The 25,902-nt window shown below is 41.5% G+C and carries 21 protein-coding genes; 5 read left to right on the forward strand and 16 right to left on the reverse strand.

Annotated features, from left to right (window positions below; translation table 11 throughout):
• Nucleotide 1: 1 nt before the first annotated feature.
• From VMW78_01345 to VMW78_01365, 5 genes are all read right to left on the reverse strand, one after another.
• Complete coding sequence (locus tag VMW78_01345; protein ID HUV49651.1) at nt 2–2,239, reverse strand: ATP-binding protein; 2,238 nt, start codon at nt 2,237–2,239, stop codon at nt 2–4.
• Between the two features lie 25 nt (nt 2,240–2,264).
• Nucleotides 2,265–2,777, reverse strand: coding sequence for a DUF4390 domain-containing protein (locus tag VMW78_01350; GenBank protein HUV49652.1), 513 nt, complete (start codon nt 2,775–2,777; stop codon nt 2,265–2,267).
• 173 nt (nt 2,778–2,950) lie between these two features.
• Nucleotides 2,951–3,832: a UDP-3-O-acyl-N-acetylglucosamine deacetylase gene (lpxC, locus tag VMW78_01355; protein ID HUV49653.1), complete on the reverse strand. Its 882-nt coding sequence runs from the start codon at nt 3,830–3,832 to the stop codon at nt 2,951–2,953.
• 84 nt (nt 3,833–3,916) lie between these two features.
• On the reverse strand, nt 3,917–7,117 hold the full coding sequence (gene carB / locus VMW78_01360; GenBank protein HUV49654.1) for a carbamoyl-phosphate synthase large subunit: 3,201 nt from the start codon (nt 7,115–7,117) through the stop codon (nt 3,917–3,919).
• 13 nt (nt 7,118–7,130) lie between these two features.
• A complete protein-coding gene (locus VMW78_01365) occupies nt 7,131–8,537 on the reverse strand; it encodes an amidophosphoribosyltransferase (GenBank protein HUV49655.1) in 1,407 nt (468 codons plus the stop codon).
• A gap of 909 nt (nt 8,538–9,446) precedes the next feature.
• Here VMW78_01365 and VMW78_01370 point away from each other — a divergent pair.
• Entirely contained in the window at nt 9,447–10,220 is a 774-nt protein-coding gene (locus VMW78_01370; GenBank protein HUV49656.1) for a hypothetical protein, read from the forward strand.
• Between the two features lie 22 nt (nt 10,221–10,242).
• Here VMW78_01370 and VMW78_01375 read toward each other — a convergent pair whose 3' ends face one another.
• From VMW78_01375 to VMW78_01405, 7 genes are all read right to left on the reverse strand, one after another.
• Nucleotides 10,243–11,277 carry a DUF933 domain-containing protein gene (locus tag VMW78_01375; GenBank protein ID HUV49657.1) on the reverse strand — a complete coding sequence of 345 codons (1,035 nt, stop codon included), beginning with the start codon at nt 11,275–11,277 and terminating at the stop codon, nt 10,243–10,245.
• 35 nt (nt 11,278–11,312) lie between these two features.
• On the reverse strand, nt 11,313–12,260 hold the full coding sequence (locus VMW78_01380; protein HUV49658.1) for a divergent polysaccharide deacetylase family protein: 948 nt from the start codon (nt 12,258–12,260) through the stop codon (nt 11,313–11,315).
• Nucleotides 12,261–13,595, reverse strand: a complete 1,335-nt coding sequence (locus tag VMW78_01385; protein HUV49659.1) for a S41 family peptidase — start codon at nt 13,593–13,595, stop codon at nt 12,261–12,263.
• A gap of 319 nt (nt 13,596–13,914) precedes the next feature.
• Complete coding sequence (locus VMW78_01390; protein HUV49660.1) at nt 13,915–15,324, reverse strand: peptidoglycan DD-metalloendopeptidase family protein; 1,410 nt, start codon at nt 15,322–15,324, stop codon at nt 13,915–13,917.
• 5 nt (nt 15,325–15,329) lie between these two features.
• On the reverse strand, nt 15,330–16,208 hold the full coding sequence (gene ftsX / locus VMW78_01395; GenBank protein ID HUV49661.1) for a permease-like cell division protein FtsX: 879 nt from the start codon (nt 16,206–16,208) through the stop codon (nt 15,330–15,332).
• 90 nt (nt 16,209–16,298) lie between these two features.
• Nucleotides 16,299–16,976, reverse strand: coding sequence for a cell division ATP-binding protein FtsE (ftsE, locus tag VMW78_01400; protein ID HUV49662.1), 678 nt, complete (start codon nt 16,974–16,976; stop codon nt 16,299–16,301).
• Nucleotides 16,973–18,310 carry a TolC family protein gene (locus VMW78_01405; GenBank protein HUV49663.1) on the reverse strand — a complete coding sequence of 446 codons (1,338 nt, stop codon included), beginning with the start codon at nt 18,308–18,310 and terminating at the stop codon, nt 16,973–16,975. Before VMW78_01405 ends, ftsE begins: the two co-directional genes overlap by 4 nt.
• Before the next feature lie 460 nt (nt 18,311–18,770).
• On the opposite strand from VMW78_01405, the gene pyrE reads away from it, so the two are divergent.
• Nucleotides 18,771–19,328: an orotate phosphoribosyltransferase gene (gene pyrE, locus VMW78_01410; protein ID HUV49664.1), complete on the forward strand. Its 558-nt coding sequence runs from the start codon at nt 18,771–18,773 to the stop codon at nt 19,326–19,328.
• Here pyrE and queD read toward each other — a convergent pair.
• Together queD and dnaJ are read right to left on the reverse strand one after the other, a co-directional pair.
• Nucleotides 19,290–19,664, reverse strand: coding sequence for a 6-carboxytetrahydropterin synthase QueD (queD, locus tag VMW78_01415; protein HUV49665.1), 375 nt, complete (start codon nt 19,662–19,664; stop codon nt 19,290–19,292). The two genes, pyrE and queD, sit on opposite strands and share 39 nt — an antisense overlap.
• Before the next feature lie 109 nt (nt 19,665–19,773).
• On the reverse strand, nt 19,774–20,886 hold the full coding sequence (dnaJ, locus tag VMW78_01420; GenBank protein ID HUV49666.1) for a molecular chaperone DnaJ: 1,113 nt from the start codon (nt 20,884–20,886) through the stop codon (nt 19,774–19,776).
• Nucleotides 20,887–20,999: 113 nt separating this feature from the next.
• On the opposite strand from dnaJ, the gene ubiE reads away from it, so the two are divergent.
• Complete coding sequence (gene ubiE, locus VMW78_01425) at nt 21,000–21,713, forward strand: bifunctional demethylmenaquinone methyltransferase/2-methoxy-6-polyprenyl-1,4-benzoquinol methylase UbiE (GenBank protein ID HUV49667.1); 714 nt, start codon at nt 21,000–21,002, stop codon at nt 21,711–21,713.
• Between the two features lie 113 nt (nt 21,714–21,826).
• Here the strand turns inward: ubiE and VMW78_01430 are convergent, their stop codons facing one another.
• Nucleotides 21,827–22,750 (reverse strand): manganese-dependent inorganic pyrophosphatase, encoded by a 924-nt coding sequence (locus tag VMW78_01430; protein HUV49668.1) that lies wholly within the window; start codon nt 22,748–22,750, stop codon nt 21,827–21,829.
• Between the two features lie 610 nt (nt 22,751–23,360).
• Between VMW78_01430 and VMW78_01435 the strand changes: the two genes are divergently transcribed.
• Complete coding sequence (locus VMW78_01435) at nt 23,361–24,356, forward strand: metal-dependent hydrolase (protein HUV49669.1); 996 nt, start codon at nt 23,361–23,363, stop codon at nt 24,354–24,356.
• Nucleotides 24,357–24,401: 45 nt separating this feature from the next.
• Entirely contained in the window at nt 24,402–24,944 is a 543-nt protein-coding gene (locus VMW78_01440; GenBank protein ID HUV49670.1) for a nitroreductase family protein, read from the forward strand.
• A 320-nt stretch (nt 24,945–25,264) separates the two neighbouring features.
• On the opposite strand, the gene VMW78_01445 is transcribed toward VMW78_01440, so the two are convergent.
• A complete protein-coding gene (locus VMW78_01445; protein HUV49671.1) occupies nt 25,265–25,897 on the reverse strand; it encodes an FmdE family protein in 633 nt (210 codons plus the stop codon).
• Between the last annotated feature and the right edge of the window lie 5 nt (nt 25,898–25,902).

Below are 25,902 nucleotides of genomic sequence, written 5' to 3' on the forward strand. Positions count from 1 at the left end.
ATTACACAGGCAGTTCTATTACAAATTTGGCCCCCTGAGGCTGGTTATCCTGCACCTGTATCGTGCCGTTGTGATCAGCAATAATCGTACTGACAATTGTCAGGCCTAATCCCATGCCTGTCTTTTTTGTTGAAAAATAGGGTTCAAAAAGATGCGTCTTGTCTTTATAAGAAATGCCCGGGCCATTATCAGCAACCTCTATCCGAACAATCTTTAAGATAGGATCGTTGGTCAATGTAATTAAAATTTTGCCGTTTGTCTTATTAATTGAAGCAATTGCATTATCAACAAGATTAATCATAGCCTGCTTAATCTGCCTGCGATCAATATTTAAAGTCGGAATATCCTCTGTTATGCTGATTTTGAAATCTATATCTTGATGTCCTTCTTTGTATAGCGCCACGGTCTCTTCAATAATGGGCGGCAGATCGCAAAGCTCCGGATTTGCCGCCGGAAATCTTGCAAACGCGGAAAACTCATTTACCAGGTTCCGGATCAAATCCACATGATCAATTATCATCTGAATGCATTCCTCAAAAACCGGTTCATTTATCTGCTTTGAATATCTTCTTTTTAGACGCTGAGCCGAAAGAGAGACCGGAGTTAAAGGGTTTTTGACTTCATGGGCAATCCTGCGCGCAACTTCACGCCATGCCGCAATGCGCTGGGCCTTTTCCAGTTCCGTAAGATCATCAAAGACCATTACTATGCCCATATGGTTCCCAGCGTCGTCTTTAAGCGCATTAACATGTATCATAAAACTACGCTGCTTTCCTTCTATTGTTAATCTAAGCGGAAGTGTGACATGATCCTCACGGGAGCTGGTCAGATTGTCGATTATTTCTTCCGCAAGGTTCAGATGCTGCTCTCTAAGCAGCTTTTTATAGTTTTTATTCAGCATGTCCTTTGGTCTAAGATTGAGCATCTTTTCAGCAGACTTGTTTATCGTTGATATAAGCCCGCTTGGGCCAAGAGTTATTACTCCGGCAGAAACATTCTTTAATACTATTTCCATATACTGCCGTCTTTTTTCTATCTCAATGTTTTGTTCGCGAAGCATACCCGCGGAAAGCTCCAATTGTTCTCTGCTGATCCGCAAATCTTTTGTCATCTTATTAAATGAATCAACAAGAGTGCCGATTTCAGTATCAGCCACAGGGCCGATGCTGAACCCCAAATCTCCTTCCGCAACCCTTCGCGTCCCCTCGGCAAGCTCCATGATCGGTATTGTGATGGATTTCGCCAAATAAAACCCAAACCATATAGCGCAAAAAACAACAAGCAGCGCCACTATTGAAAGGGTTATATAATAGGTTGTCTGGATCGGTTTCTTAAGAAGTATTATCTGTTGATATTCCTCAAAACCTCTTGATATGGATGCCATGTTTTCAGAAAGATCAGAGGCAATCAAAACCGACAATACAATAAAGCCTTCGGCATCTGTGTAATTTGCGCCAAAAGGAATAGTTCCGATCGTTCTTATCAGCTCCCCTTCCGGAATTTTTTCAAAAACCGACCTTACCCCTTTTAGCTCCATATCCTTTTGAAAATCATCAGTAGGAATAATGCTGAAAGGCTCATCTTCCAGTTCCATGGCAAGAGCAAATGTAAGACGGTTTGTATTAACGCTATAAATTTCAACAGCATCAATATTAAATGCCCGCTGAACAACCTGAACATAGTGGGAAAGGGCTTTCCTTTTTTGTTCATCCAGAAGTTTTTTGGTGTTTATCTGGTAGGCTATTCTTTCCAGATAAAACCGGTTATTTTCTTCCGCATGATCATACAAGCGCCTTCCTACAAGCAATGAGTTTTCAAGCGCCTGCTCTACTGGAACATTAAACCAAAATTCAATACTGGTTGTAATAAAGCTGATTGAAAAGAAAAAAAGTACAACCGTAGGCAAAAGACTAAGCGCAATAAAGGCGGCCACAAGTCTCGTGCGAAGCTTTGCCCCCATCACCTTGCGCTTTCTATCATATAGCAACTTTACCAGATTTCTAAACACAAGAAATATCAACAGGATAAGCAGCAGCAAATTGATGTTGATTAATATGAACATCAATATTGTGTTGGAAACCGGAATCCCTGCCCCAAAATGTATTACCTTGTGCTCAGCAAAGGTCATGAGGGCAATGGCAAAAACAACTATGACAATCAGAATGCCTTCACGTTTCCGCCTTTTGAGTTCCTCTTCTAAGACATGAGATTTTGGGCTTTTGAATATATTATTGCTCATAATAGGTGCGAAAAAATTCCGGCTTTCAGTAGATAAAATCTATTGTATACCAGTCTGTTTCAACGTCCCATAAAGAAACAAAGAACAGAATATAATGCAGATAAAAGGGAAGGGTTAGTTTGCCGAGCTCTGCCTTGGCTCTTATTTGATACTGGCTGCCTTTCTGCAGGCTGCCAAGCGAAATAATTTTTAAGCTGTCAATTTCGGTCATCAGCTTTTTGGCCTCTTCAAAAGATTGTGCGACAGACGGCTTATCCTTTTCCCATGACCGTGTAACAACAAATTCCTTCTTCAGGCTATTGTATTTAATCGTATGGGTTATCTTTATATCAGCCAGCTTAATGTCAAACCACATATTGCGGGCCTGGTACAGGGTAATATAGAAGGAAAAGGTTGCCGGCACCCCTTTTAGAACAGCCTTTTTTATCTTATCATTAAAAGCCCCTTCGACATTAAGAAAAATCAAAAGATCATCGCGTGTGTTGGTGACAATTATATTGGTCAGCCCTGCCTCCGAGGCAAAGGCTGGATTTTGCATGATCAGCAATATGCAAAGAAATATGGTACTAATTTTACGGCAAATCAATGACAACATAATATATAAGCGGCAAACTAAAAAAGTTAAGGTGACAATTGAGGAAGAAAGTTTTCTGTTAATAACGGATACCTTCTTAAATGGCAAGTGATTTTAGAAAACAGGAGCTTTGTGCCTTATCCGGGCATTTTAACAACATCCTGTATTATACTGGTTTCCCATGATTCTTTTTGGGCAAAGAATTTTTTCAAAAATGCATGATTAAAAAAATGGCCTGATCTGCTCACCTTAACATGGCCTAAAACCGGCATGCCGAGGAGAGAAAAATCGCCTATGCAGTCAAGGAGTTTATGCCGCACAAACTCATCCTTATACCGTAAACCATCTTTGTTGAGTATGTTTTCCTTATCTATTACAATAACATTATCGAGCGAACCGCCTCGTGCAAGCCCAAAACTTTTCATCTCTTCATATTCATGCAGGAAACCAAAAGTTCTGGCTCTGCATATTTCGCGCTCAAATACCTGGTCGGAAAGTTCTATGGTATAAGATTGTTTTTTAATCAGAGGATGATCGTAATCTATGTCGCATGTTATTTTAAATGAAGATTCAGGATATATGCCGACAAATTTCCCGTTTTCTTTCAACTCAATCGGCTCTTTTACAACAAAAAAACAGCGTTGACCGGCTTGTTCCTTTATGCCTGCCGCAATTATTGATGAGGTAAATACTTCGGCGCTGCCATCCATTATCGGCATCTCGTAGCCGTCAATTTCAACCATAGCATTATCAATTGATAAACCTGCAAAGGTCGCCATAAGATGCTCTATGGTTGAAACAATAAATCCATCATATCCTATTACGGTTGCAAGGCTTGTATCCACAACCATATTAAAATGTGCGGATATGCTCGGACAGTCTGGAAGGTCTATTCTTTTGAACTTAATGCCATGATTTATTGGCGCGGGCTTGATCGTCAGATTAACCTTTTTGCCTGAATGAATACCTACGCCGGAGCAGTTGATTAATCCGGCAACGGTTCTTTGCTTGAAATGCATATAATTACTTGCTTTCTAATATTTGATGAATTCGTAAAAAGTCATGTCCCAAGTCGTTGCGAGAAGTGCAGCGACAAAGCGGTCTTATTTGATATCCGCATGATAAGCCTGAAGAGATTTTACCCTGGTTTTTCCCGCTTTTCGAGCAGCAATGCCCTTGGCAGCTGCCAGCGCCGCAGCCGTAGTGGTAATATTTAAAATCTTATACTCGATCGCCGCCTTTCTTATATATGAATCATCATCCTTGCTCTCCTTTCCACTGGGCGTGTTGATAATCAGTTGTATTTCTCCATTTTTGACGGCATCCACAATATGCGGCCTGCCATATCCCAGTTTGCGGATAGTTTCCGATTCAATGCCATGTTTTTGCAGAAAGTCATGTGTTCCATTTGTAGCCAAGATCTTGAACCCTAAATCACTAAACAACCGGGCCGGTTCCAGAACGCCCGGCTTGTCTTTGTCAACAACGGTAATAAGAACAGTCCCATCAATCGGCAGTGATAGTTGAGTTGCTTTCTGGGCTTTAAAATAAGCAAGGCCAAATGAATCAGCCAGCCCCAAAACTTCTCCGGTAGAACGCATTTCCGGCCCCAGAAGAGGATCGACTTCAGGAAACATTTTAAATGGGAGCACAGCCTCCTTAACACCGAAATAGGGGATATGTTTTGGTTTCAGATTGAGATCAGAGATTTTTTTGCCCATAACCACCTGGGTGGCAAGCCGTGCCATAGAGATATTGCAAACCTTGGAAACAATCGGCACGGTGCGTGAGGCCCTTGGATTGGCCTCCAGAATATAAACAGTGTCGTTTGTGATAGCATACTGGATATTCATAAGCCCGAGTACATTGAGCTCAATGGCAATCTTTTTTGTGTATTCGCAAATGGTCTCCAGGTGTTTCAAAGGGATGCTCACCGGAGGAATTACGCACGCGGAATCGCCGGAATGCACACCTGCCAGTTCAATATGCTCCATAACCGTGGGAACAAAGGCATCGGTTCCATCGGCAATCGCATCTGCTTCAACTTCAATGGCGTTTTCCAGAAATTTGTCGATCATTATGGGGCGCTCCGGTGAAACATCTACGGCTGCCGACATATAATGTAAAAGCATTTCCTCGTCATAAACAACTTCCATGGCGCGTCCGCCCAAAACGTAAGATGGCCTGACTATTAATGGATATCCGATCCTTTCGGCTATTTTGAGGGCTTTTCCCGTGGTGCTGGCCATGCCGGATTCGGGTTGTGGAATCCCCAGCTTGTGAATAACCTTACGGAACCGGTCCCGATCCTCTGCCAGATCTATTGTTTCAGGAGAAGTCCCTAAAATTTTGACACCTGCTTTTTCCAGGTCTCCGGCGATATTCAGGGGCGTTTGTCCACCGAACTGTATAATAACCCCTTCTGGTTTTTCCTTTTCATAAATACTTAAAACATCTTCAACAGTAAGCGGTTCAAAATAAAGCTTGTCCGAAGTATCATAATCGGTAGAGACTGTCTCAGGGTTGCAATTAACCATTATCGATTCATACCCTGCATCACGGATGGCAAACGCGGCATGCACACAGCAGTAGTCGAACTCAATTCCCTGCCCTATACGATTGGGGCCTCCGCCAAGAACCATAATTTTTTTGCGGTCGCTTACCTCGATTTTGCATGGCGCATTATAGGTGGAATAGTAATAGGCGGAGTTTTCAACACCGCTGACCGCCACAGATTCCCACGCTTCGACAACACCAAGCGAAATGCGCTTTTCCCTGATATCCTTTTCTGAAATCCCGAGAAGAAGGGAAAGATACCTGTCTGCGAATCCATCCTTTTTCGCACGGATGAGCATATCATCCGGAAGCATCTTCCCTTTGTATGTTAGAATCTCTTCTTCAAGAGCCACCAGCTCCTTCATCTGTTTAATAAACCAGGGTTTAATATGTGTAAGCTCGTAAAGATCCTGGATGTCGGCTCCCTTGCGCAGAGCTTCATACATAATAAACTGGCGTTCGCTTGAGGGTATAACCAGCATATTCATTAATTCAGTTAGAGACTTTTTATTGAAGTTCTTGGCAAAACCAAGACCATAGCGGTTTATCTCAAGGGATCGGATTGCTTTTTGAAATGCCTCCTTGTAGTTTTTTCCGATGCTCATGACTTCGCCGACAGCGCGCATCTGGGTTCCAAGCTTATCTTCAGAGCCTTTGAATTTTTCAAAAGCCCATCTGGCGAATTTTACTACCACATAATCACCGGAAGGTGTGTATTTCTCAAGGGTGCCGTCACGCCAGTAGGGGATTTCATCCAGGGTTAGACCACAGGCAAGCAGGGCGGAAATAAAGGCGATCGGGAAACCGGTTGCCTTGGATGCCAGGGCCGACGACCTGGAAGTTCTCGGGTTAATTTCGATAATAACAACCCGGTCTGTTTTGGGATCATGCGCGAATTGAACATTTGTGCCGCCGATAACTTCAATCGCTTCAACAATGGTATAAGCATATTTCTCAAGACGCCTTTGCAGCTTGGGATCAATAGTCATCATCGGCGCGGTGCAAAAAGAATCGCCTGTGTGAACACCCATGGCATCGACATTTTCAATAAAGCAAACAGTAACCATCTGATTTTTAGCGTCCCGTACCACTTCCAGCTCAAGCTCTTCCCATCCCAGGACCGACTCTTCAACCAGAATCTGGGTTATAAGGCTTTCATACAAACCGCGTTTAGCAATAATGCGAAGCTCTTCAATGTTATACACCAAGCCGCCGCCTGTGCCGCCCATTGTATAGGCCGGACGAATCACAACAGGGTAACCCAGTTCTGCAGCGACCTTTTCAGCCTCTTCGACATTGTTTACCGTTTGGCTCTTCGGCATTGCAATGCCAAGCCGCTCCATGGTTTCCTTGAAGGCTGTACGATCTTCTCCCCGCTTAATGGCATCAATATTTACACCGATGATCTTTACATTATATTCATCCAGAACCCCTGCCTGCGCCAGTTCACATGATAAATTCAGGGCTGACTGGCCGCCTAAATTCGGCAGCAGGGCATCCGGCCGTTCTATCTTGATAATGTCTGTTAATACTTTAACGTTAAGAGGTTCGATATATGTAACATCAGCAGTGCCCGGATCTGTCATGATTGTTGCAGGATTCGAGTTTACCAGAACGATCTCATAACCAAGAGAACGAAGAGCTTTGCAGGCCTGGGTGCCGGAATAATCAAATTCACATGCCTGACCAATGATGATAGGGCCTGAACCTATGATAAGTACCTTTTTCACATCGTCGCGTTTTGGCATTAAAAACTCCTTTTTATTTAAAATAACCGGACCCATCCCAGCAGTGGGTGCATAATTTATTTTTTGGCAGACCAACCGCCTTCACAAGGTCTTCCAGCTTTTGAAATTTTAATGATGTAAGTTTTAATTTTTTTCTTATTTCATCTATCATTGCCATATTTCTTTCTGATCCGCCTGTGGCATATTCATCCAGAAACTTATCATCTTTTCCTTCAAGTTCTCTAATTGCTTTTCGACTGGCAAGATCAAGTGTTGTCCGCGATGCTGAAAAATTGAGAAAGTTGCATGGATAAATTAAGGTCGGGCAGGCAGGGCGCATGTGCACCTCCAGCGCTCCGTAATCGAATAATACTTGAACATTATCCTGCAACTGGGTACCCCTTACAATTGAATCTTCACAAAAAAGAATCTTTTTACCCTCTATCATCGATCTAACCGGGATCAGTTTCATTTTTGCAACAATATCTCTTCTGTGTTGATTTTGCGGCATAAAGCTTCTGGGCCAGGTTGGTGTGTATTTAACAAATGGGCGCTTATACGGGATTTTTTTTTCATTTGCATAGCCGATTGCATGAGCGATTCCAGAGTCCGGCACCCCTGCGGCAAAATCTACTTTTGTTTCGTCATTTTTTGCAAGGGCGTATCCACATCTATACCTGACCGACTCCACATTGATTTCTTCGTAATCAGATGCCGGATAACCGTAATAGACCCACAGAAAAGTGCATATTTGCATTTTGCTTTCCGGCTTTTTTCTCTGCTCATATCCATCCGGCGTCAGAAAGACAATTTCGCCCGGCCCAAGATGTTTTTCAATATCATATCCAAGGTTGGGAAATGCGCATGTTTCTGAGGATGCTGCATAGGCGCCTTCTTTCTTTCCAATAGCAACAGGTGTTCTGCCTAATCTGTCCCTTACGGCAAAAATTCCGTTTTCCGTAAGCAAAAGCATTGAACATGAGCCTTGAATGAGTTGTTGAGCATTTTCAATTCCCTCTTCAAAGGAGCCTTTTTCACAAATTAACATTGCCGCCAGTTCCGTCGGGTTTGTCACGCCGCCGCTGGTCTCGGAAAAATGCATTTTTTTTGCAAATTCTTTCCTGACCAGCTCCTCAATGTTGTTAATTTTTCCAACCGTAACGATTGCGAATGATCCCAAATGCGAACCAATAATAAGCGGCTGAGAATCGTTGTCACTGATAACTCCGATACCCTTGTTCCCCTTTAAAAATGGAAGATCAGGCTCAAACTTGGACCGGAAATAGTCGTTTTCAATGTTATGAATAGACCTTGTAAATCCTTTAGAATTTTTAACAGCCATGCCACCACGTTTTGTGCCGAGATGAGAATGATAATCGGTCCCGTAAAACAGATCATTGACACAATCTTCTTTTGAAACACTTCCAAATAAACCACCCATGACGGACAACCCCTTTTTCTGCCTGTTCAGATCGCAGCTTTGTTTAATCAGACCCTATAAATCCCAAAAAAGAATCGTTTATTAAAGAATATATACCTCGAAGGCCACAACTTGCTCAAATTATTGCGTTTTTTATTAAAGTGTTTCGCTTTCTCAACAAATTTGTCTAATTCATTCCAAAACCGCTTGCTGTGATCCTTAACCCGGGGGTATGCACTAACTTATGAAGGATAGTATAGTCAATCAATTCATCAGGCAATTTTATCAGCTTGACATTATAGCTCCAAATGGCACGGCAACTCGAACACCCTTGAAGGGGCTTACCGATAGGCTGATGTGCTTTGTCCTGCTGCTTCGTTCCAAAAGGATTTCACCAACACCCGTTATTTCGACTTTCCTGGATTTTACGTTAAAAGTGTTTCTCCACGTGATAGATAGGTAATAGATAGCACCCGCAGCTTTTTACGAACTGATTTTGTATGGTGATGTATCATATTTTATAATCATTTCAATGAGAAAACTTATTGCACGATCAATCTCCATGCACGCTCTGCACAAACAACTCAAATTCATATATATTATAGGCTTTGTCCAATTTGTCAAGGATGTCGCCGAAGAATGTTTTTGAAGAACTCCTTACTTACGTTTTTCCGATGTTATTTATAAACTCGTAAAGTAAAAAATCAACGAATCTATTGTCTTTTGCTATGCTCTGCATGACCATCGGAAAACCATGGGGATGTTCGCATTTTTTGCCGCAAAACACTATATACAGATTTTTTACTTGACAAACAAACAATATATTGATTGATAACCATAAAATATTACACTTAAAATAGAGCATACTGAGCTGAAAATGCACAGGGTTCCCGCGAACGCCGGAACCCTGAACAAGGTTAAATGGGTTATATGAATTCCGATACATCATTGTCTTTTATGTCAAAAGCTAACCTTTTTAATGCCTATCATGTGCTGTTTGGCTACGAAAAGGAGGTTTCGATTGAGCTGCTAAAACAGCTTCGGCAGCCTGCGCTTAAAACAGTGTACTGGAAGAAGGCTCTGGAAACACATCCGGATCGTTCAAAAGTACTGGGAAAAATCAAAGCTGAAATGGGTGAACGATTCAAGGAGGTGACCCTGGCCTACGAAAACCTGAATTCTATTTTAAAAGATGATCGAATAGATATTTTGGATGATGAAACAGGTATTCAAAGAAAAAGCCCGGAGAGAAGCGCGAAGGTTAATAAAAAAAGGTGGGGTTCAGATCGCTTTTACAAAGGTTGGCTTCCAAAACGCAGGCTGTTAATCGGTCAATTTCTCTATTACTCCGGCTGTATTTCATGGGGAAACCTTATTGGCGCAATAATCTGGCAGAAAAAGCAACGTCCGATGATTGGCCAGATAGCGCTTAACTGGGGGATGCTGTCGTCATGTGATATCAGGAGAATCCTGACAGAACGAAATAGAGAGCAAAGGCATAAAGAAAAATTCGGCGAATATGCCTGGAGAAAGGGGTATATAACCTCCTTTGAACTGCTGGCTCTTTTAGGCAAACAACGCCTTCTTCAACGCCGAATAGGAGAGTACTTCATAGAACAGGGACTACTTTGCGCATGGGAGATAGATGATATGGTAGCAAAACAAAATGTCCATAACAGAAACACTTTTGAAATATTTTCTTAAATTGCAGTTCAAAGGTCTTACATCAAACATTAAAGCGAAAGTTAATTATATCCCCATCCCGCACCTCGTAGGTTTTACCCTCTAGCCTTACAGTGCCCCTTTTTCTTGCTTCATGATATGTGCCGGCATTTATCAAATCCTCATACAAAACCACCTCTGCGCGTATGAATCCTTTTCTTATGTCTGTATGGATAACGCCTGCCGCATCAACGGCCTGAGTTCCTTTCTTTATTGTCCATGCCCTCACCTCATCTTCACCAACTGTAAAAAATGATATAAGCCCCTGGAGTTCGTATGACCGGCTGATCACCCTGTCCATGGCAGATGCGGCAATATTAAATTCGGAAAGAAAGTCTTCTGCCTCTTCGTCAGACATATGGGCAAGCTCCTGTTCTAATTTGCCCCTTATTATCATGCAACTCTCCTTAGAAGTTATATCTTTCAGATTAGGCATGGTGTCATCGTCATCTTCGTTATTAAAGAGAACAAGCCTGGGGTTGGCTGAAACAAAGGCAAATCCTTTAAGAGCAGGCGCAGAAGCAAACTCCGGATTTTTTCTAAGAGGGATTTCATTTTCGAGATTTTTCTGGCATTCGGTTAAAAGAGCAAGTTCTTCCTGGTCGATTTTTTTGTGCCTTTGTTTTTCTAATTCAATCCGTTCAAGGCGCTTTTCCACAACAACAAGATCGGCAAGAATCATTTCCTGATCAAGATTGAAAAAATCGTTGTATGGATCAGGGTTTTCAAAACCATATCCGCCGAAATTACGCACCACCTGTATCAAGGCGTCGCAATCTCTTACTTCATTCCAGACATTATAATCTTTTGCCGGTTCTTTGCCCTGTCCTTGAAATCCTGGAAGAAAGTATGCGACCTGAGCATAAATAGTTTTTTTGGGTTTATACATATTGCTTAATATGTCAACACGTTTATCAGGCACCTTGATTGTGCCTATACGGGTTTCCCCTTTATGCCCTGCATCAATTATATTGTGGGTTAATACTTCAAATATAGTTGTTTTCCCTGATCCGGGAAGACCGATAATCCCTATTTTCATTATTTAATCCTTTTTGCAGGTGATTGGTGTTCGGGCTAATTAATGATCTGTACAATACTTGAGGCAGGAACAAGGCGCACCTTTTTTTGAAGTTCGGGGAGCTCTTCACGAAAAACCTCATATGTTACTTCATGCGGATGCGCAATCCCTACAGCTGTGCCATGAATTTCGGCAATGCGAATCAATCCTTTTATCTGCCTGCGAATAAAGTCAGGCTCAGGCACATGATCAAGAAAAACATCCCGTTGACCAAAAGGAATCTTAAGCAGACGAGCCGATGGCTTGCAAAGGCTTTCAGACGTTGTAAGACTATCAACAAAAAAGAGCCCTCTTTGTTTCAGCACGGAAAAGATTTGATACATTCGGGTGGATTCGGTTGTCATTTTTGAACCCATATGGTTGTTGACCCCTTTAATTAAAGGAACGGCATCCAGGTCTTTATTGAGCTGATCGATAAGTTCATCAGGAGACATGGATGTAAGTAAAGCGTCAGGACCCGGGTCAACCTCAGGATATTCATTAGGCTCCATTGGCAGGTGAAGCATAATTTCAAACCCTTTTGCATGGGCTTCCCTGATAATTCTTTGCTGGAAAGGGGCCTGCGGAAACACGGAAAATGTAAGTACGGTATCAAGACTTAAAAATTCCTCAGCAACCTTTTGTTCATAGCCAATATCATCTATAATAATTGCCACTTTTGGCAGAGCTTTTGGTATAAGCTTTTGTTTATAATCAGGTTTGCGTAATACCTTGTCCGCTTTGGGATATATTTCAAAGACAGGTATTTTAAATGTCTGTTTTTTTTTGGCCGGCTGCGCAGGTTGCGTTCGCAACAATAAGTAATGCGCCAGAAAACCGGCGACAACTACCAGCACCACCAACAGAGACAGCCCTGCAATCGCCTTTTTTAAATATGTTTTTTTAGCTTTATTCTTGCTGAAAAATACTTTTTTTTGTTTTGTTTTCTTTGTTTTTATAGTCATTTAACTGCTTAAAATCGCATAACTTCTAAGGATATCAAGAGCTCGCATAACCTGGTTGTCTTCAAGCAGCCTTTCAAGCGTAAGGGACTCATGCATGGATGGATGCCCCTGTTTCTTCCCGGTATCCTTTTTTTCACCTGTGTCTTTTCTTGTATCCGGCTCTGCTTCAAGATGATTTTTTAAATCCTTTTCCTTCATCAGGTCCTTATCAGCCTCTTCCTGCTCTATGGTTCTTTGTTTTACCTCTATATCAGGTATAATACCCTGAGCCTGAATAGATCTTCCGCTCGGGGTATAATATCTGGCGATTGTAAATTTAAGCCCATATCCGTCTCTTAACGTTTCTACTGTTTGAACAGATCCCTTGCCGAAAGAGGTAGTCCCGATGATAATGGCTTTTTTATGATCCTGAAGCGCGCCTGCCACAATTTCGGATGCACTGGCGCTTCCCCCGTTAATCAGCACAACAATAGGATAGTCCCGTTTTACCTCGTTTGGATGAGCTCTGAAAATTTGTGTATGTTCTTTCAGCCGTCCTTTGATGGATACGATTTTACCCTTTTCAAGAAACAGGTCTGTCACCGAAATTGACTGGTTAAGAAGTCCGCCTGGATTGTCTCGAAGATCAAGAACAAGCCCTTTTAACGGGACATCACCGGATTCAAGCTTTGCCAGAGCCAGCTTTAGCTCATCGGTTGTGTTGTCCTGGAAATTGGTGATCCAGATATATCCATATCCGGGCTGCAAAACAAGCGACTTTACGCTTATAACCGGAATAATATCACGAATCAGCCTGAAATCTATCGGTTTTGATACTCCCTCCCTTATTATTGTTATAACTATCTGCTTTCCTTTTGGACCTCTCATCTTCTTAACAGCTTCCCACAGCATCATATCCTTGGTTAATTCACCGTCCACCTTGATAATTTTATCTCCAGCCTTTATTCCGGCTTGGTAAGCAGGGGTGCCTTCGATTGGAGATATAACGGTAATAATACCTTGTTGCATGGTTATAACTATACCAATGCCGCCGAATTCACCATGGGTACCGATCTGCAACTCTTCAAAAGCCTCGGGCGGAAGCAATGCAGAATGAGGGTCAAGACTGCTTACCATTCCCTGAATAGCCTTTTGAATTAATTCTTTTGTATCAACCTCATCAACATAGTTTTTTTCAACCAGTTCAATGACATCGGAAAACAGTTTAAGCCCTTTATATGTCTCATCGCTGCTTGCTGAAAGATCGTGGTAAAATCCGGGCCCGATCGACCAGAATATTAAAGCGATTATCATTATGAACCAAATTTTAATGTTTTGTTTTTTCTTTATTGTCATACAGTTGCTCCTTAACTTTGAGGAATCAGCTTCAGTTGTGATTAAATTTAAATCAGAAAACTGTTTGAATGTATTAAAAATCGTTAACAAAGAACCTGGCACAATGTCTTTATATATAAAAAATCGCTTGATTGGCACAATTGTTATTTTTATTATGTCCGGTTCTTTGTTTACGATTTGTTATACATGAGTTTTTTCTGGTTTAAATTTAATTATAACTGATGCAACAAGCGCACAAAAACGTACTTTTTGCTCGAGCATAAGTTAAGTTATTTGAAAGTCCAAGATCTTGCTATAAATAGTAGCCTAAAAAGTTTCATCAACCCTTAAGCCACTCAAGCGGATTAACCGGTCTTCCGTGATGACGAAGCTCAAAATAGAGTTTCGGGCCGATCATTGAACCTGTATCGCCAACCGTGGCAACAACTTCACCCGCCTCAACATAATCGCCCTTTTCCTTAAAGAGCTCCTCAGCATGCGCATAGACCGTGCAGAAATTATTTCCATGATCTACGATAATCATATTCCCATAACCTTTAAACCAGTTGGAAAAAAGTATATATCCATCATATACCGAACATATGGGTTCGCCTCTGTCGGCTTTAATATCAATACCTGTTTTGAAATTTACTGTTTTACTTTGGCTGTTGGTCTGTCGGCCAAAAAAATGTATTATTTTACCCTTAACAGGCATTTTAAGCAACCCTTTAAAGGAGCTAAAAGTTCCATGCGATATGTTTTTAACCTTGTCAGGCATCCGGCTCAAGGATTGAATCGTCCGGTCCAGAGCATCTGCTGTCTGTTTTAATGCTTGAATGGCGGCTAATCCAAGCCTTTTTTTGCTTTGTATATCAAAAAGAAGTTTCGAGCGTTTTTTATTTTCATTAGACATAATGTGGATCTGTTTATTTAAGTCTGTTTCAAGCAAAAGCTTTTTTGTTTTTTGAGCATTCATTCTGTCCAACAGCCGTTGCAGACTATCCTTGTTTTTTACAAGTTTTCCCCAGGTTTTTCCATCATGAGCAAGTATCTGTTCCATGGTAATTTTACGCTGAAAAAAATCGTTGATCGATTCGGCAGATGCAAGAACATTCATTTTACCAATCAGGTTTAATTTATAGACAGCAACAAGACGATTGGATGCATAATCTTCGCTTGTTTTAATCATTTTCTGGAGGTCGTTGAATGCACGAGTTGCTTTCTGAATGTCTGTTTCAAGTGAGGCAAGCTCGAATCGCAAGGCTGAAACACGCTTTACGGCATTGTTTAGGGCAATATCTGTCTCATTTAAGCTGTTGATAACGGCAACCTCTTTTTCTGTAAAGTTTTGCAGCGCAATCTCTTGTTTTTCCAGTTTGCTGCTGACATCTTTTGCCTTTTGTTTGGCTGTTTTGATTTTAGTGTCAACATCACTTAAATTATCAATTGGTTCGCTTTGAACGATCCGAACATAGTGCTTTAGATATCTAATATAACCGATCTGATCATTATGCTGAATTTTAAGCCAGTTATTGCAGTGTGTTAATATTATTACTTTTGTCCCTTTTTTAAGCGTTTTGATAAGAGGTTTATCAATTCCGGGTTCTGATCGCATATTAAGCTTCGGCACGGTTATAATGCCTGTTTCATTTGATTGAAAACCGACAGCCACAGCAGAATGCAAAAACACAATACTGCCGGCAACAATAAAAATTATAAAAACAAGCGATATAAAATAGGATTTTTTCACGCGGTTTATTCTTTTAAAAATTGTCTCAGAGAAATAAAACAGCCTAACCATCCAACAAGCATACTGCACAATATTATTGTGCCGGACAGCCTGAGCGAAAGAAACCTGACGTGTAACAAATCGGAAGATAGCCCCTGTTCAACGTTGATTGATATATATATATAAGCGGCAAATAATACGGCAAGCCCGATGATTCCTCCAAGCGCACCCTGAATAACGGCTTCAATGTAAAAGGGGGTCTTGATAAATCGGTCGGTAGCTCCAACCAGACGCATTATTTCAATCTCTTCACGCCTTGAATAGATTACAAGTCTGATAGTGTTGACTACGATAAAGACAGCGGCCATAAAGAAAATACCGCTCATGGCATACCCTGTTAACCTGAACAGATCAAAGAGCTTAACAAATCGTCCGATCCATTTCCGGCCATATTCAACATCATCTATTTCAGGAAGTGATTCAATCTTAACCGCCAGATTTTCAATCCTTTCACTGTTTGCAAACTGCCCTGTAAGACTTATTTCAAAGGCATGGGGAAGTGGATTCTCCTTGAGTCCATTAAGAAGGGAAGATTGCCGTTTCATCTGCTCTCTAAGCCGCTTCATGGCTTCCTCTTTTGATATGAATTCGGCCTCGGCAACCCCATAGAGCCCCTGAATCTTGTTTTTTATATCAACAAGGTTTGCTTCAACTATATCCGGTTTGAGGTATGCTATTATTCTTATTCCCTTTTTCCAGGAATTCATATAGTCGTTTGTGTTGAGAAAAAAAAGAACAAGAGCACTGACTATAAGTATTGACAGAAATATTGTAATAATTGTTACTGCATTCAGAAATTTGTTGGTTCGGATATCCTGAAAGGCTCTTTTAAAATAAAGAATCATATTTCAGACCTTGTAAAAACTATTGGTTCTTCTCCCTGTTGGTTGATGCAAAGGATTCGAGGATTCAAGGGGCTTTCGAACCCTTGAACCCTATTTGGTTTGACGTCCCTCTTTAAGATGGATTGCCCTACAGCCTGTTTTGCGTATCAATTCCTGATCGTGGGTTGCAATAAGGAGTGTGCCTCCTCGCGCGTGGAACCCTTTAAGAAGATCAAAAACAGTGCCGGCCGATTCCGGGTCAAGGCTGCCGGTTGGTTCATCCGCCAGAATTATCTTAGGTGCCCCTACAACTGCTCTGGCCACTGCGATTCTTTGCTGTTCTCCGCCTGACAGGCTTTGAGGCATGGCATTAAACCTTTTTTCCATTCCTACCATTCTCAGCACGCTGTTTACTTTTTTCTGCACAAACTGCCTATTTTTACCCATTGCCTCAAGCACTAAAGCAACATTGTCAAATACGGTTTTCGTGGGTATCAGCTTGTAATCCTGGAATATTATCCCGAGCTTTCGCCTTAAAAGCGAAATCCGTTTGCGGGAAATTCTGGAAAGATTCATTCCGTCGATTAATATTTGCCCCTCTGATACAGGTTCTCCAAGATAAAGGAGCTTCAGCAGAGTGGATTTGCCTGCCCCGCTGGGACCGGTGATAAAAAGGAATTCATTTGGGGATACATCGAGGTTTATATTGGTTAAAGCCTTGTTTGAGCCGTAATTCTTGTGGACCTGGAACATTCGAATTATTGCACTTTTGTCGTTTTTGTCGATCATTCTAAGCCAGCCCCAACCTCTTGCGCCTGGCCCATTGCCCAATACAGATAGGCTTTTGATATTTTTAAATCATATAATGCATTGTAATAATTAGTCATGGTTCTGGAAAGAAGCGTTTGTGCATCCAGGACATCTGTTGAAGTGTCCATCTGTTCTTTATAGCGTTCTTCGCTGATTCTAAAGTTCTCTTTGGCCTGTTCAATGGCTTGTTTTACAGCCATAATATTTTGTTCAGACTCTTTGGTATTAAGATACGCCTGTTTTACCTCTAGATTAATATTATCAATGATCTCGGCAAGTTGATATCGAGCCTGTGCAAGAGCGCTTAGTTTTTCCTTTACGCCGTATCTGGTTTTGCCCCATTCCCAGAAATTCCATGAAGCTGTGGCTGTAACATCCCAACTATCAGGATCGCTTATTCCCTCTCCACCATCAACATCAAAATCGGTCCCGGCTTTATAATAATTACCTTCCACTTTTATTGATGGATAATAGTCTGCTTTCCCAAGCTTTAACTCTTTTTGTGCGATTTCAACCTGCAGTTCAGCCGCTTTTATTTCCAGACGGTTTTTTTCAGCCATATCAAAGCAAAAATCGATTTTCCTTTCAAAAAAATAATGATCAACAATATCCTTGAGTTCGACAGGGGCATTAATTTGCCTGCGCAACAAAATATTAAAATTCGATTTTGCTTTTTCCAGGTTGTTTTGAGCAACGATAAGATCCTGCCGGGCATTGGCCAGTTCAACCTGAGCTTTCAACAAATCATTTAACGGAGTCATTCCGACCTCATAGAAATTTTTTGCCACATCTTTGTGCGCTGAAATCTGCGTAACCGCTTCGCTTGCAATTGCCGCCAGCTTTTGCGCCTTTAATAGAGTAAAATATACTTTATTTGCTTCAAAGACAACCGCCTGGCCGGTAGTCTTTTCATTAAGCCGCGCAAGGTCAAGATCAAGGGCTGCGACCTTATACTTGTTAATAAGGGAAAACCCTGTAAATACAGGCTGTGTGAATGTGCCGGTAAAAGTATACTTGTTTTTTGGAACCGTTGCGCCATCGTCCGCCGTGGTTTGCTCTTCATAGTTACGCTTGTATTTATAGGTTGCGCCCAGGGTTGGAAGAAAATTGCTTCGTTGTTTCAGCCTGGCGGAAGCTGCGGCATTTATATCCTCTCTGGAGGATTTAAGCCCGAGATTGGCCTTTATTGCCTGCCTGATTGTTTGTTCAAGGGTAAAGGGCTCTTCGGCTTCGGCAACACAGGGTAAAACCGGAAAATACCCGATAATTATAAAAAAAACTAAATATTTATAGCAAAGCTTGTTGAAATGCAATGTATAGTCCATCCTTTTTTTACATTGACCAAAATTAATTTTCTATGATATTAATTTTTTTAAAGTCAGGGAGTGCTGTTCCCAGTTTTCCCTACTCAAAAGCCTCCACTGAATCCCATAAACAGGCTTCTTCCAGTTCAGTGGAGGTTTTTTATCTTATAATTGCCCTAAAATCAACAAATACTTAAAAAACAGGAATAGTTCAGCCACAAAGACACTAATATCTAAAATGATTATTTATTTCTTATGAACTAGTAAAAAGTCCAAAAACACCGTTTTCCGTCATTCCGGCGAAAGCTGGACACGTAGTGAAGCTAAAGCGCTATCCAGTAAATTCAATGAGTTCTGGATGCCCGATCAGGTCCGGCATGACGATTTCGAGACTTTTTACGAGACCATCATTTCTTATGCATAGTAAAAAGCAATATCTATAAATTTTTTGAGAATGAGGATACAGTCCATGAAACAGGAACTCCTTGAAATGCTTTGTCGAAAATCTTTTAAATATAGCGACAAACCGACCTTTAAGCTTGTTTCAGGCAACATGAGCTGTTTTTATGTTAATTGTAAACCAACCACCCTGAGCCCAAGAGGCATGTTTTTAATCGGTCACCTTGTGTTTGATGTGATTAAAGATCTGAATGTTGCGGCAATCGGCGGGCTTACATTCGGCGCAGATCCTATTGCCCTCGCGACCGCTTTTGCCTCTGAATTAAATCAAAAACCAATAAATGCCTTTTCAATACGCAAGACCAGGAAAGATCACGGCATTATCAGATGGATCGAGGGGGATGTAAAACCAGGCGACAGGGTCGTAATAATAGATGATGTTGTTACAACAGGAGGCTCGACGATCAAGGCTATTGAGCGGGCAAGGGCTGAAGGTTTGGAGGTTGTTAAGGTCGTAATACTGATTGATCGCCAGGAAGGGGGGATTGAAAATATCCGCAAACAGGTGCGTAATGTTTCTGCAATTATTTCAAGGGATGAGCTTGTAAGTTGCGCACGCATCCTCTGATTCCCATGCTGTTACACTTGTAACCTTTATGTCCTTGTTTTTTATTATTGCCTGCAGTTCTTCGGCAATATAGAGTGCGATATTTTCAGAGGATGGATTGTTATCTTGAAAACAATCCAGTTCATTGAGGACACAGTGGTCAAGCTTTGCGGTAATTTCAGCAACCTGCTTCTTTATCTCTCCGAAATCAATTATAATTCCGGCGCTGTTTAATCTTTTACTTCCCACACAAACCTCAATCTTCCAGTTATGACCATGCATATTCTCACATTTTTTTGCCACCATATTGAGCCGGTGGGCTGCTGCAAAATGGGTAATAACCTTTAACTCAAACATGTTTACCTTTATTGTAATGGTTTAAATGTTCAACGGTTGCCGGTTCTCGGCTCCGCAACCGATCCTTGTGCAATCTGTTTTTTCAACCGTGAACAGTTACTCTTTTTGTTTATCCGGAGGCTGTTTTGTTAGCGCCCTTGAATATATTTTTTAATTTTGTCGCCAGCTTGCTTGATTCGAGTTTTGCAAATTCCCTGAGAAGCTCTTCCTGTTTTTTGGAGAGATTGGTGGGTGTGTTAATGATAATTTGCATTATCTGGTCTCCGCGGCTGCCATTTCTGAGAGAGGGTATGCCCATTCCTGGAAAACGCAGTATATCGCCAGGCTGTGTTCCTTTGGGGATTTCGAGCTTCTTTTCATTGTTTAATGTGGGTACCTTTATTTTATCTCCAAGCGCGGCCTGTATAAATGATATCGGTATCCGGCATATAACGTCCGTATTGTTGCGTTCAAAGAATTCATGGGGTCCCACGCTAATAAAAACATAAAGATCTCCCGGAGGACCGCCGTAAAGCCCGGCCTCTCCCTCGCCGGTCAGACGAAGCCTGGAGCCTGAATCCACACCCGCCGGTATTTTAACAGAAACCTTTTTGCTGACCATCACCTGCCCTGTTCCATTGCAATGAGAGCATGGATGAGGTATGGACCGGCCTTGGCCGCGACATGTCGGGCAGGTAGTCCTTACCGTAAAAAAACCCTGAGAACTGGAGACCTGGCCTGCTCCGCCACAACGCTTGCAGTTTTCCGGCTGTGTGCCCGGCTTGCAAGCATTGCCGTTACATGTAGAACACACCTCCATCTTTTCAATATTTATTTCCGTGTCTGTCCCAAAGGCCGCTTCCATAAAGCTTAAGTTTAAATTATAACGAAGATCCGCCCCTCTCTGAACCCTTGTTCTGGACCCTGTTGTTCTGAATCCGAAAAAATCTTCAAAAATATCCCCAAAACTTGAAAAAATATCGTCAAAACCACCAAAACCTGAAAAACCGGTTCCTTCAATGCCCTGGTGTCCATATTGATCATAAATATTGCGCTTCTGGGGGTCATGAAGCACCTCATAAGCTTCGGCAGCCTCTTTAAAGCTTTCCTCCGATGCTTTGTCGCCTGGATTTCTGTCAGGATGGTATTGAAGGGCCAGCTTGCGGTAGGCGGCCTTTATTTCACTTCCAGAGGCATTTCGGTTTATGCCTAAAATTTCATAGTAATCACGTTTAGCAGTCATTTAGCTTCCTGATATTTTTACGGTTCTCATGTTGTCATGGCCTTTTTGATATGATAGATACATTTAACTTGAGTACTTAATTTGAAAACATAATACATAAGGCATACTTGTCAATGAAGAATGTAGAACTTCACTTTATAAAAGAGATGTTTGAACAAATAGCGCCAAGGTATGATCTGTTAAACCGTCTTTTAAGCTGCAGGCAGGATGTTTACTGGAGAAGAATGATGGTGTCTGAAATAAAGGCCCCTGCCGGCGGGCTATTGCTGGATGTGGCCTGTGGAACCGGCGATGTTGCCATTGAAATAATCCGGCAAAAAGGGTCGTCTGTAAAAGTTTGCGGAATCGATTTTTCAACATCCATGCTCATGCTTGCCAGGAATAAAATAAGAGCTATGCATGACGGCTCAAACATTCATCTACTTTCCGGAAACGCATTGAATCTTCCGTTTAAGGTGGAAACCTTTGACGCGCTTACAATTGCGTTCGGCATAAGGAACATTGTTGACAAGTTGTCGGCTCTGCAGGTTTTTTATAGAATGTTAACCACGGGCGGAATGATTCTTGTACTTGAATTGGCTTTTCCTGAAAAAGGATTGCTGCCGGCCTTTTACCATTTTTATTTTAGGAAAATTCTGCCTGTTATAGGAAAGTTGTTTTCAAAAAATCTAATGGCATATCAATACCTTCCCTGTTCTGTTGAAAATTTTCCAGATCCTTATTCATTTGCCGCAACAATGCGTAAGGCAGGGTTTCAAGATGTCAGATGGAAAAAACTGGCGCTTGGAATTGCGGTATTATATGTTGGCTATAAGAAAAAACCATAAAAAAAGCCCTGCATGCAAAACAAAAACACACAGGGCTTTTTTGAAGATTCCCCGCAGCAAGCTACGGGGAATGCGCTCGCTATTGCGGTTCAAAAATCTCTATTTGCGATCATTTATTTGGCAAAGGCTTTTTCAAAATTGGGAACAACCTGTTTTTTGCGGCTCATAACGCCGTCCAGCCACACTTTTCCTCCAGCAGGAGCTACGCCAAATGCCTTTTCCACTACAGAAGGATCATCAGAGATGATCAGCATTTCAGTGCCTTCTTTTATGATATCGGTCAGCAACAGGAAAACAGAATGTCTGTTTCCTTCTTTTTTAAGGGCCTTGATATCTTCAACCAGAGCCGGCTTAACACTATCCAGAAGAGACAAGTCTACAACTTCAAGCTGACCAATTCCTACCTTGTTTCCGCTCATATCAAAGTCTTTATAATCGCGTAATACCAATTCTCTGGCAGGAGTACCTTCAATAGCAGATTTTACCTTGAACATCGACATGCCAAGAGCTTTTAAATCAGATTCGCCACAAATCTTTGCCAGGGCTTCGCATGCCTCTTTATCATTATCCGTACAGGTAACGGATTTGAAGATAACGGTATCGCTTAAGATTGCGCAAAGCATAATCCCGGCAATGTCTTTGGGAATTTCAACTCCAAAGAAATCGTACATGGCCTTGAGCACGGTACAACTGCAACCAACCGGCCAGATCCAGGCTTCTAATGGATTGGGGGTAGTTACATCACCAAGCTTGTGATGATCCACGATTCCCAGGATTTCAGCTTTAGCCAGATCATCCAGACTCTGAGCAAGATCAGAATGATCAACAAGAATAACCTGCTTGCCCGCACCGCTGCTTAATAGCTCAGGAGCCTTAACGCCGAATTTTCCCAGAACAAACTTTGACTCAGGATTGAGATCCCCCTGTACCGCGGCTACAGCCTCCACACCAAGCTTGTTTTTGAGATCAGCCAGAGCGATAGCGGCACACACGGAATCGCTGTCAGGATTTTTATGCCCGAAAATATAAACTGCCATATCAAACCTCCAAAAATTACAAAATTAATATTAACTTCACCGCTTGCCTTTTTTTAATAAATTTTGTAATAGTTAGCAAAAAATGCAGATTCTGTCAAGAAACAAAAGCATTTCCCCAGTTCATCATTGACAAACATAATTGAGGTGATTAAAATAAATAATGTGGATTAATAAATTTTGATATTACGTTATTAAGGAGGAAGTTATGGTTGAGATTACAAACGCAGCAACAACACAGATTGGTGAATATTTTAAAGACAGAGAGATATCGCCGATTCGGATTTTTTTAAACGCAGGAGGGTGAGGCGGACCTTCCCTTGCGATGACTCTGGATGAGTTAAAAGACAGCGATAATATATATGAGGTTGACGGATTTAAATATGTTGTCGATAAAGTATTTATGGAGAAATCAAAACCGATTAAAGTAGATTTTAATCAGTTTGGGTTTAAAATAACATCGGGCATGGATTTAGGGGCTGGATGCTCAAGTTGTGGTACCACTAGCTCATGTTGTTCCTGATAAAAAATACATTTTATAAAAAAGGGCATCACCATACGGTGATGCCCTTTTTTATTGTCCATTGAAAACAGATTATGATAAAAAATTAAAATGGACCCCATAACACATATAACCACAGGCGTTTTAGGCGCCCAGGTTGTACGCAAACCCTTTAACCGGCGTTTTATAATATTATTTTGCATTATTGCGGCATGGCTGCCCGATATAGACAATCTGGTTACATTTCTTGGACCGGAACTGTATTTGATCCATCATCGGGGAATAACCCATTCCTTTGCGGGCAGCCTTATTCTTTCAATGCTACTGGTTGCGGTTTTCAGTCTCTTTACAAAATCTTTTCCAATCATCAAAGGATTAATTATATCCTTTTCAATAATCCTGATTCATATATATCTTGATCTTGTAACATCATACGGCACCCAGATATTTTATCCCTTTAATAATACCAGATATTCCTTAGACGCTGTTTATATCGTGGATTTGTTTTACACAGTTTCAACAGCAAGTATCTGCTTTTTTTCTTTTTTGAGCAAAAAACACAAACAAAGGGTTGTAATGCTGGGACTTGCCTGGCTATTTCTATATCCTGTTATATGCCTCGGCATAAAACATGCGGCTTTATATCGTGTTGAACGCGAGCTTCAGAGAAACAGGATTCCATTTGAAAAGGTGCATATTTCACCGGAGCTCTTTACACCTTTCTTCTGGAAGGTTATTGTTGAAGATAGCGAGACCTATAAGATAGCCGGCTTTACCATTTTCAATACTTGCGTCACAAAAACCTTTATTGAATTTGATAAAGCCGAACCATATGTATTTAAAAGGTTTGGGGGATGCGCATCTATTTTTAATACGTACGCCTGGTTTGCAAGCTATCCTGTAATAAAAACCGAAAAGTCTGGTCAATGCCAATTAATTACATTTGGTGATTTAAGGTTTTACAGCACCATAGACTTTGTCCGTAAATTATTAAAAAACAATGAGCTTCCCTTTTCATTGACAGCAATGGTGAATGAAAGCCGCAAAGTGATGGAATATTATTACTATAAACCCGGCGGAACAAAAGTAATACAGCACTTGGAATAATAAACATAAAGCAGGTCGGCGAAGTTTAATTAAGGAGGGATTATAATGACGGATCTTATGAGAGCTATAAAGGAAAGAAGAAGCATCCGCAAGTACGAGGAAAAAGATATTTCTGAAGAGCTTGTAGACAGGGTTCTTGATGCTGTCAGGTGGACGCCGTCATGGGTCAATACCCAGTGCTGGGAAATAATAAAGGTAACAGATCAATTATTAAAGAAAAAACTTCAAGCGACGATTTCCAAGGGCAATCCCGCATCAAAGGCTATTGTAGAGGCGCCGGTAGTTTTTGCCGTTTGCGGCGGGCTTGGCAAGTCAGGCTATTATAAAGACAGAGTTTCAACAAAATTCGGAGACTGGTCTATGTTTGACCTTGGGCTTGCCACACAGAATCTCTGTCTTATGGCCCATCATCTTGGCCTGGGAACAGTAATAGTAGGTTCGTTCAAGCATGATGAGGCAAAAGAGATTTTAAATGTGCCTGCAGGCTATGAACTGGTTGTCCTTATACCGATGGGGTATCCTGCCAAAACGCCATCGGCGCCGAAACGAAGGCAGATAAAGGAGTTTACGCATTATAATATGTTTTGAGTATCTATTCAGCCGCCGATTTACGCTGATCATCACTGATATTTTTTTTATTATAATAGTTCGGCCCATCTTTTGAAAACTTGTAAGTATCCACCGCCAGTTTTGTTCAAGACACAAAGATCTCAAAGAAAATAAATAGTTATCCTTTCAGTTGAGCCAAGAGGAATAGGCTTTGCCTTCCACAAGGCAAGGAAGACAGAAGGGATAAAACTCTGATGCTTTGCGGTGGACTAATACCACAAAAACTTCTAAGAACAACATTTGTGATTTAAACATATCTGCGTTCGTCTGTGTGAATCCGTGGCTGAATAGTTGCTGTTTTAACAGGATTGTTGATCTTTTTTTGAACACGGCATGCAGACAAGTTTCCTGTCATCTGTGGAAACCATTTTTGTTGACATTGTCATTTCTCCGCAGACATTACAGGCTGCGGAACGCGCCAGAGGCGCATATGGTGGCATGGAAAACTCTATGCTGCTGGTTGAAAAAACTTCATCAAAGGGTCTTGAAAGGAGATCTTCCGACTTTAAATGTTTATACCGCCATCTTTCTCTGGTTGTTTCAGAGCCCTCGGAAATAGCGGCATCCAGCCTGGCAAACTCCTCTTTGTCTTTGCCCTTGTATGTGTAATGTTGTTTTCGGGAAAAGCGATAAGCCGTCTTGTCTGCCCGGTTCAGGATCGTATATGCGTTTTTACCGTAATCCTTTATAATAAGGTTGCCTTTGCCTGCTGTTGTGCCGAGGAGCACCTGGAGCGCATCAACAGCACATGAATCGTTTTCGCAGACAGCTACAATTTCTTCATCTCTTGACCGTTTGAGGTTAAGAATCTTTATAGCCTGCTTGGCGACCAGATAACCGTAAACAAGCCCCGGACATTGGTGTCCGTGAAACGCTATGCATTGTTTAAGATCCTCCGGTATTTTAGTGGTTGTGTTTTTTGTTTTTTCCATGATGC

This window comes from Anaerolineae bacterium, from assembly GCA_035529315.1.
In the GTDB taxonomy this organism is placed as follows: domain Bacteria; phylum Desulfobacterota; class Desulfobacteria; order Desulfobacterales; family ETH-SRB1; genus Desulfaltia.

Excerpts from the sequence above, each read along its gene's own strand:
- VMW78_01345 (HUV49651.1), bottom strand. The coding sequence starts at position 2,239 with ATGAGCAATAATATATTCAAAAGCCCAAAATCTCATGTCTTAGAAGAG.
- VMW78_01350 (HUV49652.1), bottom strand. The coding sequence starts at position 2,777 with ATGCAAAATCCAGCCTTTGCCTCGGAGGCAGGGCTGACCAATATAATT.
- lpxC (HUV49653.1), bottom strand. The coding sequence starts at position 3,832 with ATGCATTTCAAGCAAAGAACCGTTGCCGGATTAATCAACTGCTCCGGC.
- carB (HUV49654.1), bottom strand. The coding sequence starts at position 7,117 with ATGCCAAAACGCGACGATGTGAAAAAGGTACTTATCATAGGTTCAGGC.
- VMW78_01365 (HUV49655.1), bottom strand. The coding sequence starts at position 8,537 with ATGGGTGGTTTATTTGGAAGTGTTTCAAAAGAAGATTGTGTCAATGAT.
- VMW78_01370 (HUV49656.1), top strand. The coding sequence starts at position 9,447 with ATGAATTCCGATACATCATTGTCTTTTATGTCAAAAGCTAACCTTTTT.
- VMW78_01375 (HUV49657.1), bottom strand. The coding sequence starts at position 11,277 with ATGAAAATAGGGATTATCGGTCTTCCCGGATCAGGGAAAACAACTATA.
- VMW78_01380 (HUV49658.1), bottom strand. The coding sequence starts at position 12,260 with ATGACTATAAAAACAAAGAAAACAAAACAAAAAAAAGTATTTTTCAGC.
- VMW78_01385 (HUV49659.1), bottom strand. The coding sequence starts at position 13,595 with ATGACAATAAAGAAAAAACAAAACATTAAAATTTGGTTCATAATGATA.
- ftsX (HUV49661.1), bottom strand. The coding sequence starts at position 16,208 with ATGATTCTTTATTTTAAAAGAGCCTTTCAGGATATCCGAACCAACAAA.
- ftsE (HUV49662.1), bottom strand. The coding sequence starts at position 16,976 with ATGATCGACAAAAACGACAAAAGTGCAATAATTCGAATGTTCCAGGTC.
- pyrE (HUV49664.1), top strand. The coding sequence starts at position 18,771 with ATGAAACAGGAACTCCTTGAAATGCTTTGTCGAAAATCTTTTAAATAT.
- queD (HUV49665.1), bottom strand. The coding sequence starts at position 19,664 with ATGTTTGAGTTAAAGGTTATTACCCATTTTGCAGCAGCCCACCGGCTC.
- dnaJ (HUV49666.1), bottom strand. The coding sequence starts at position 20,886 with ATGACTGCTAAACGTGATTACTATGAAATTTTAGGCATAAACCGAAAT.
- ubiE (HUV49667.1), top strand. The coding sequence starts at position 21,000 with ATGAAGAATGTAGAACTTCACTTTATAAAAGAGATGTTTGAACAAATA.
- VMW78_01430 (HUV49668.1), bottom strand. The coding sequence starts at position 22,750 with ATGGCAGTTTATATTTTCGGGCATAAAAATCCTGACAGCGATTCCGTG.
- VMW78_01435 (HUV49669.1), top strand. The coding sequence starts at position 23,361 with ATGGACCCCATAACACATATAACCACAGGCGTTTTAGGCGCCCAGGTT.
- VMW78_01440 (HUV49670.1), top strand. The coding sequence starts at position 24,402 with ATGACGGATCTTATGAGAGCTATAAAGGAAAGAAGAAGCATCCGCAAG.
- VMW78_01445 (HUV49671.1), bottom strand. The coding sequence starts at position 25,897 with ATGGAAAAAACAAAAAACACAACCACTAAAATACCGGAGGATCTTAAA.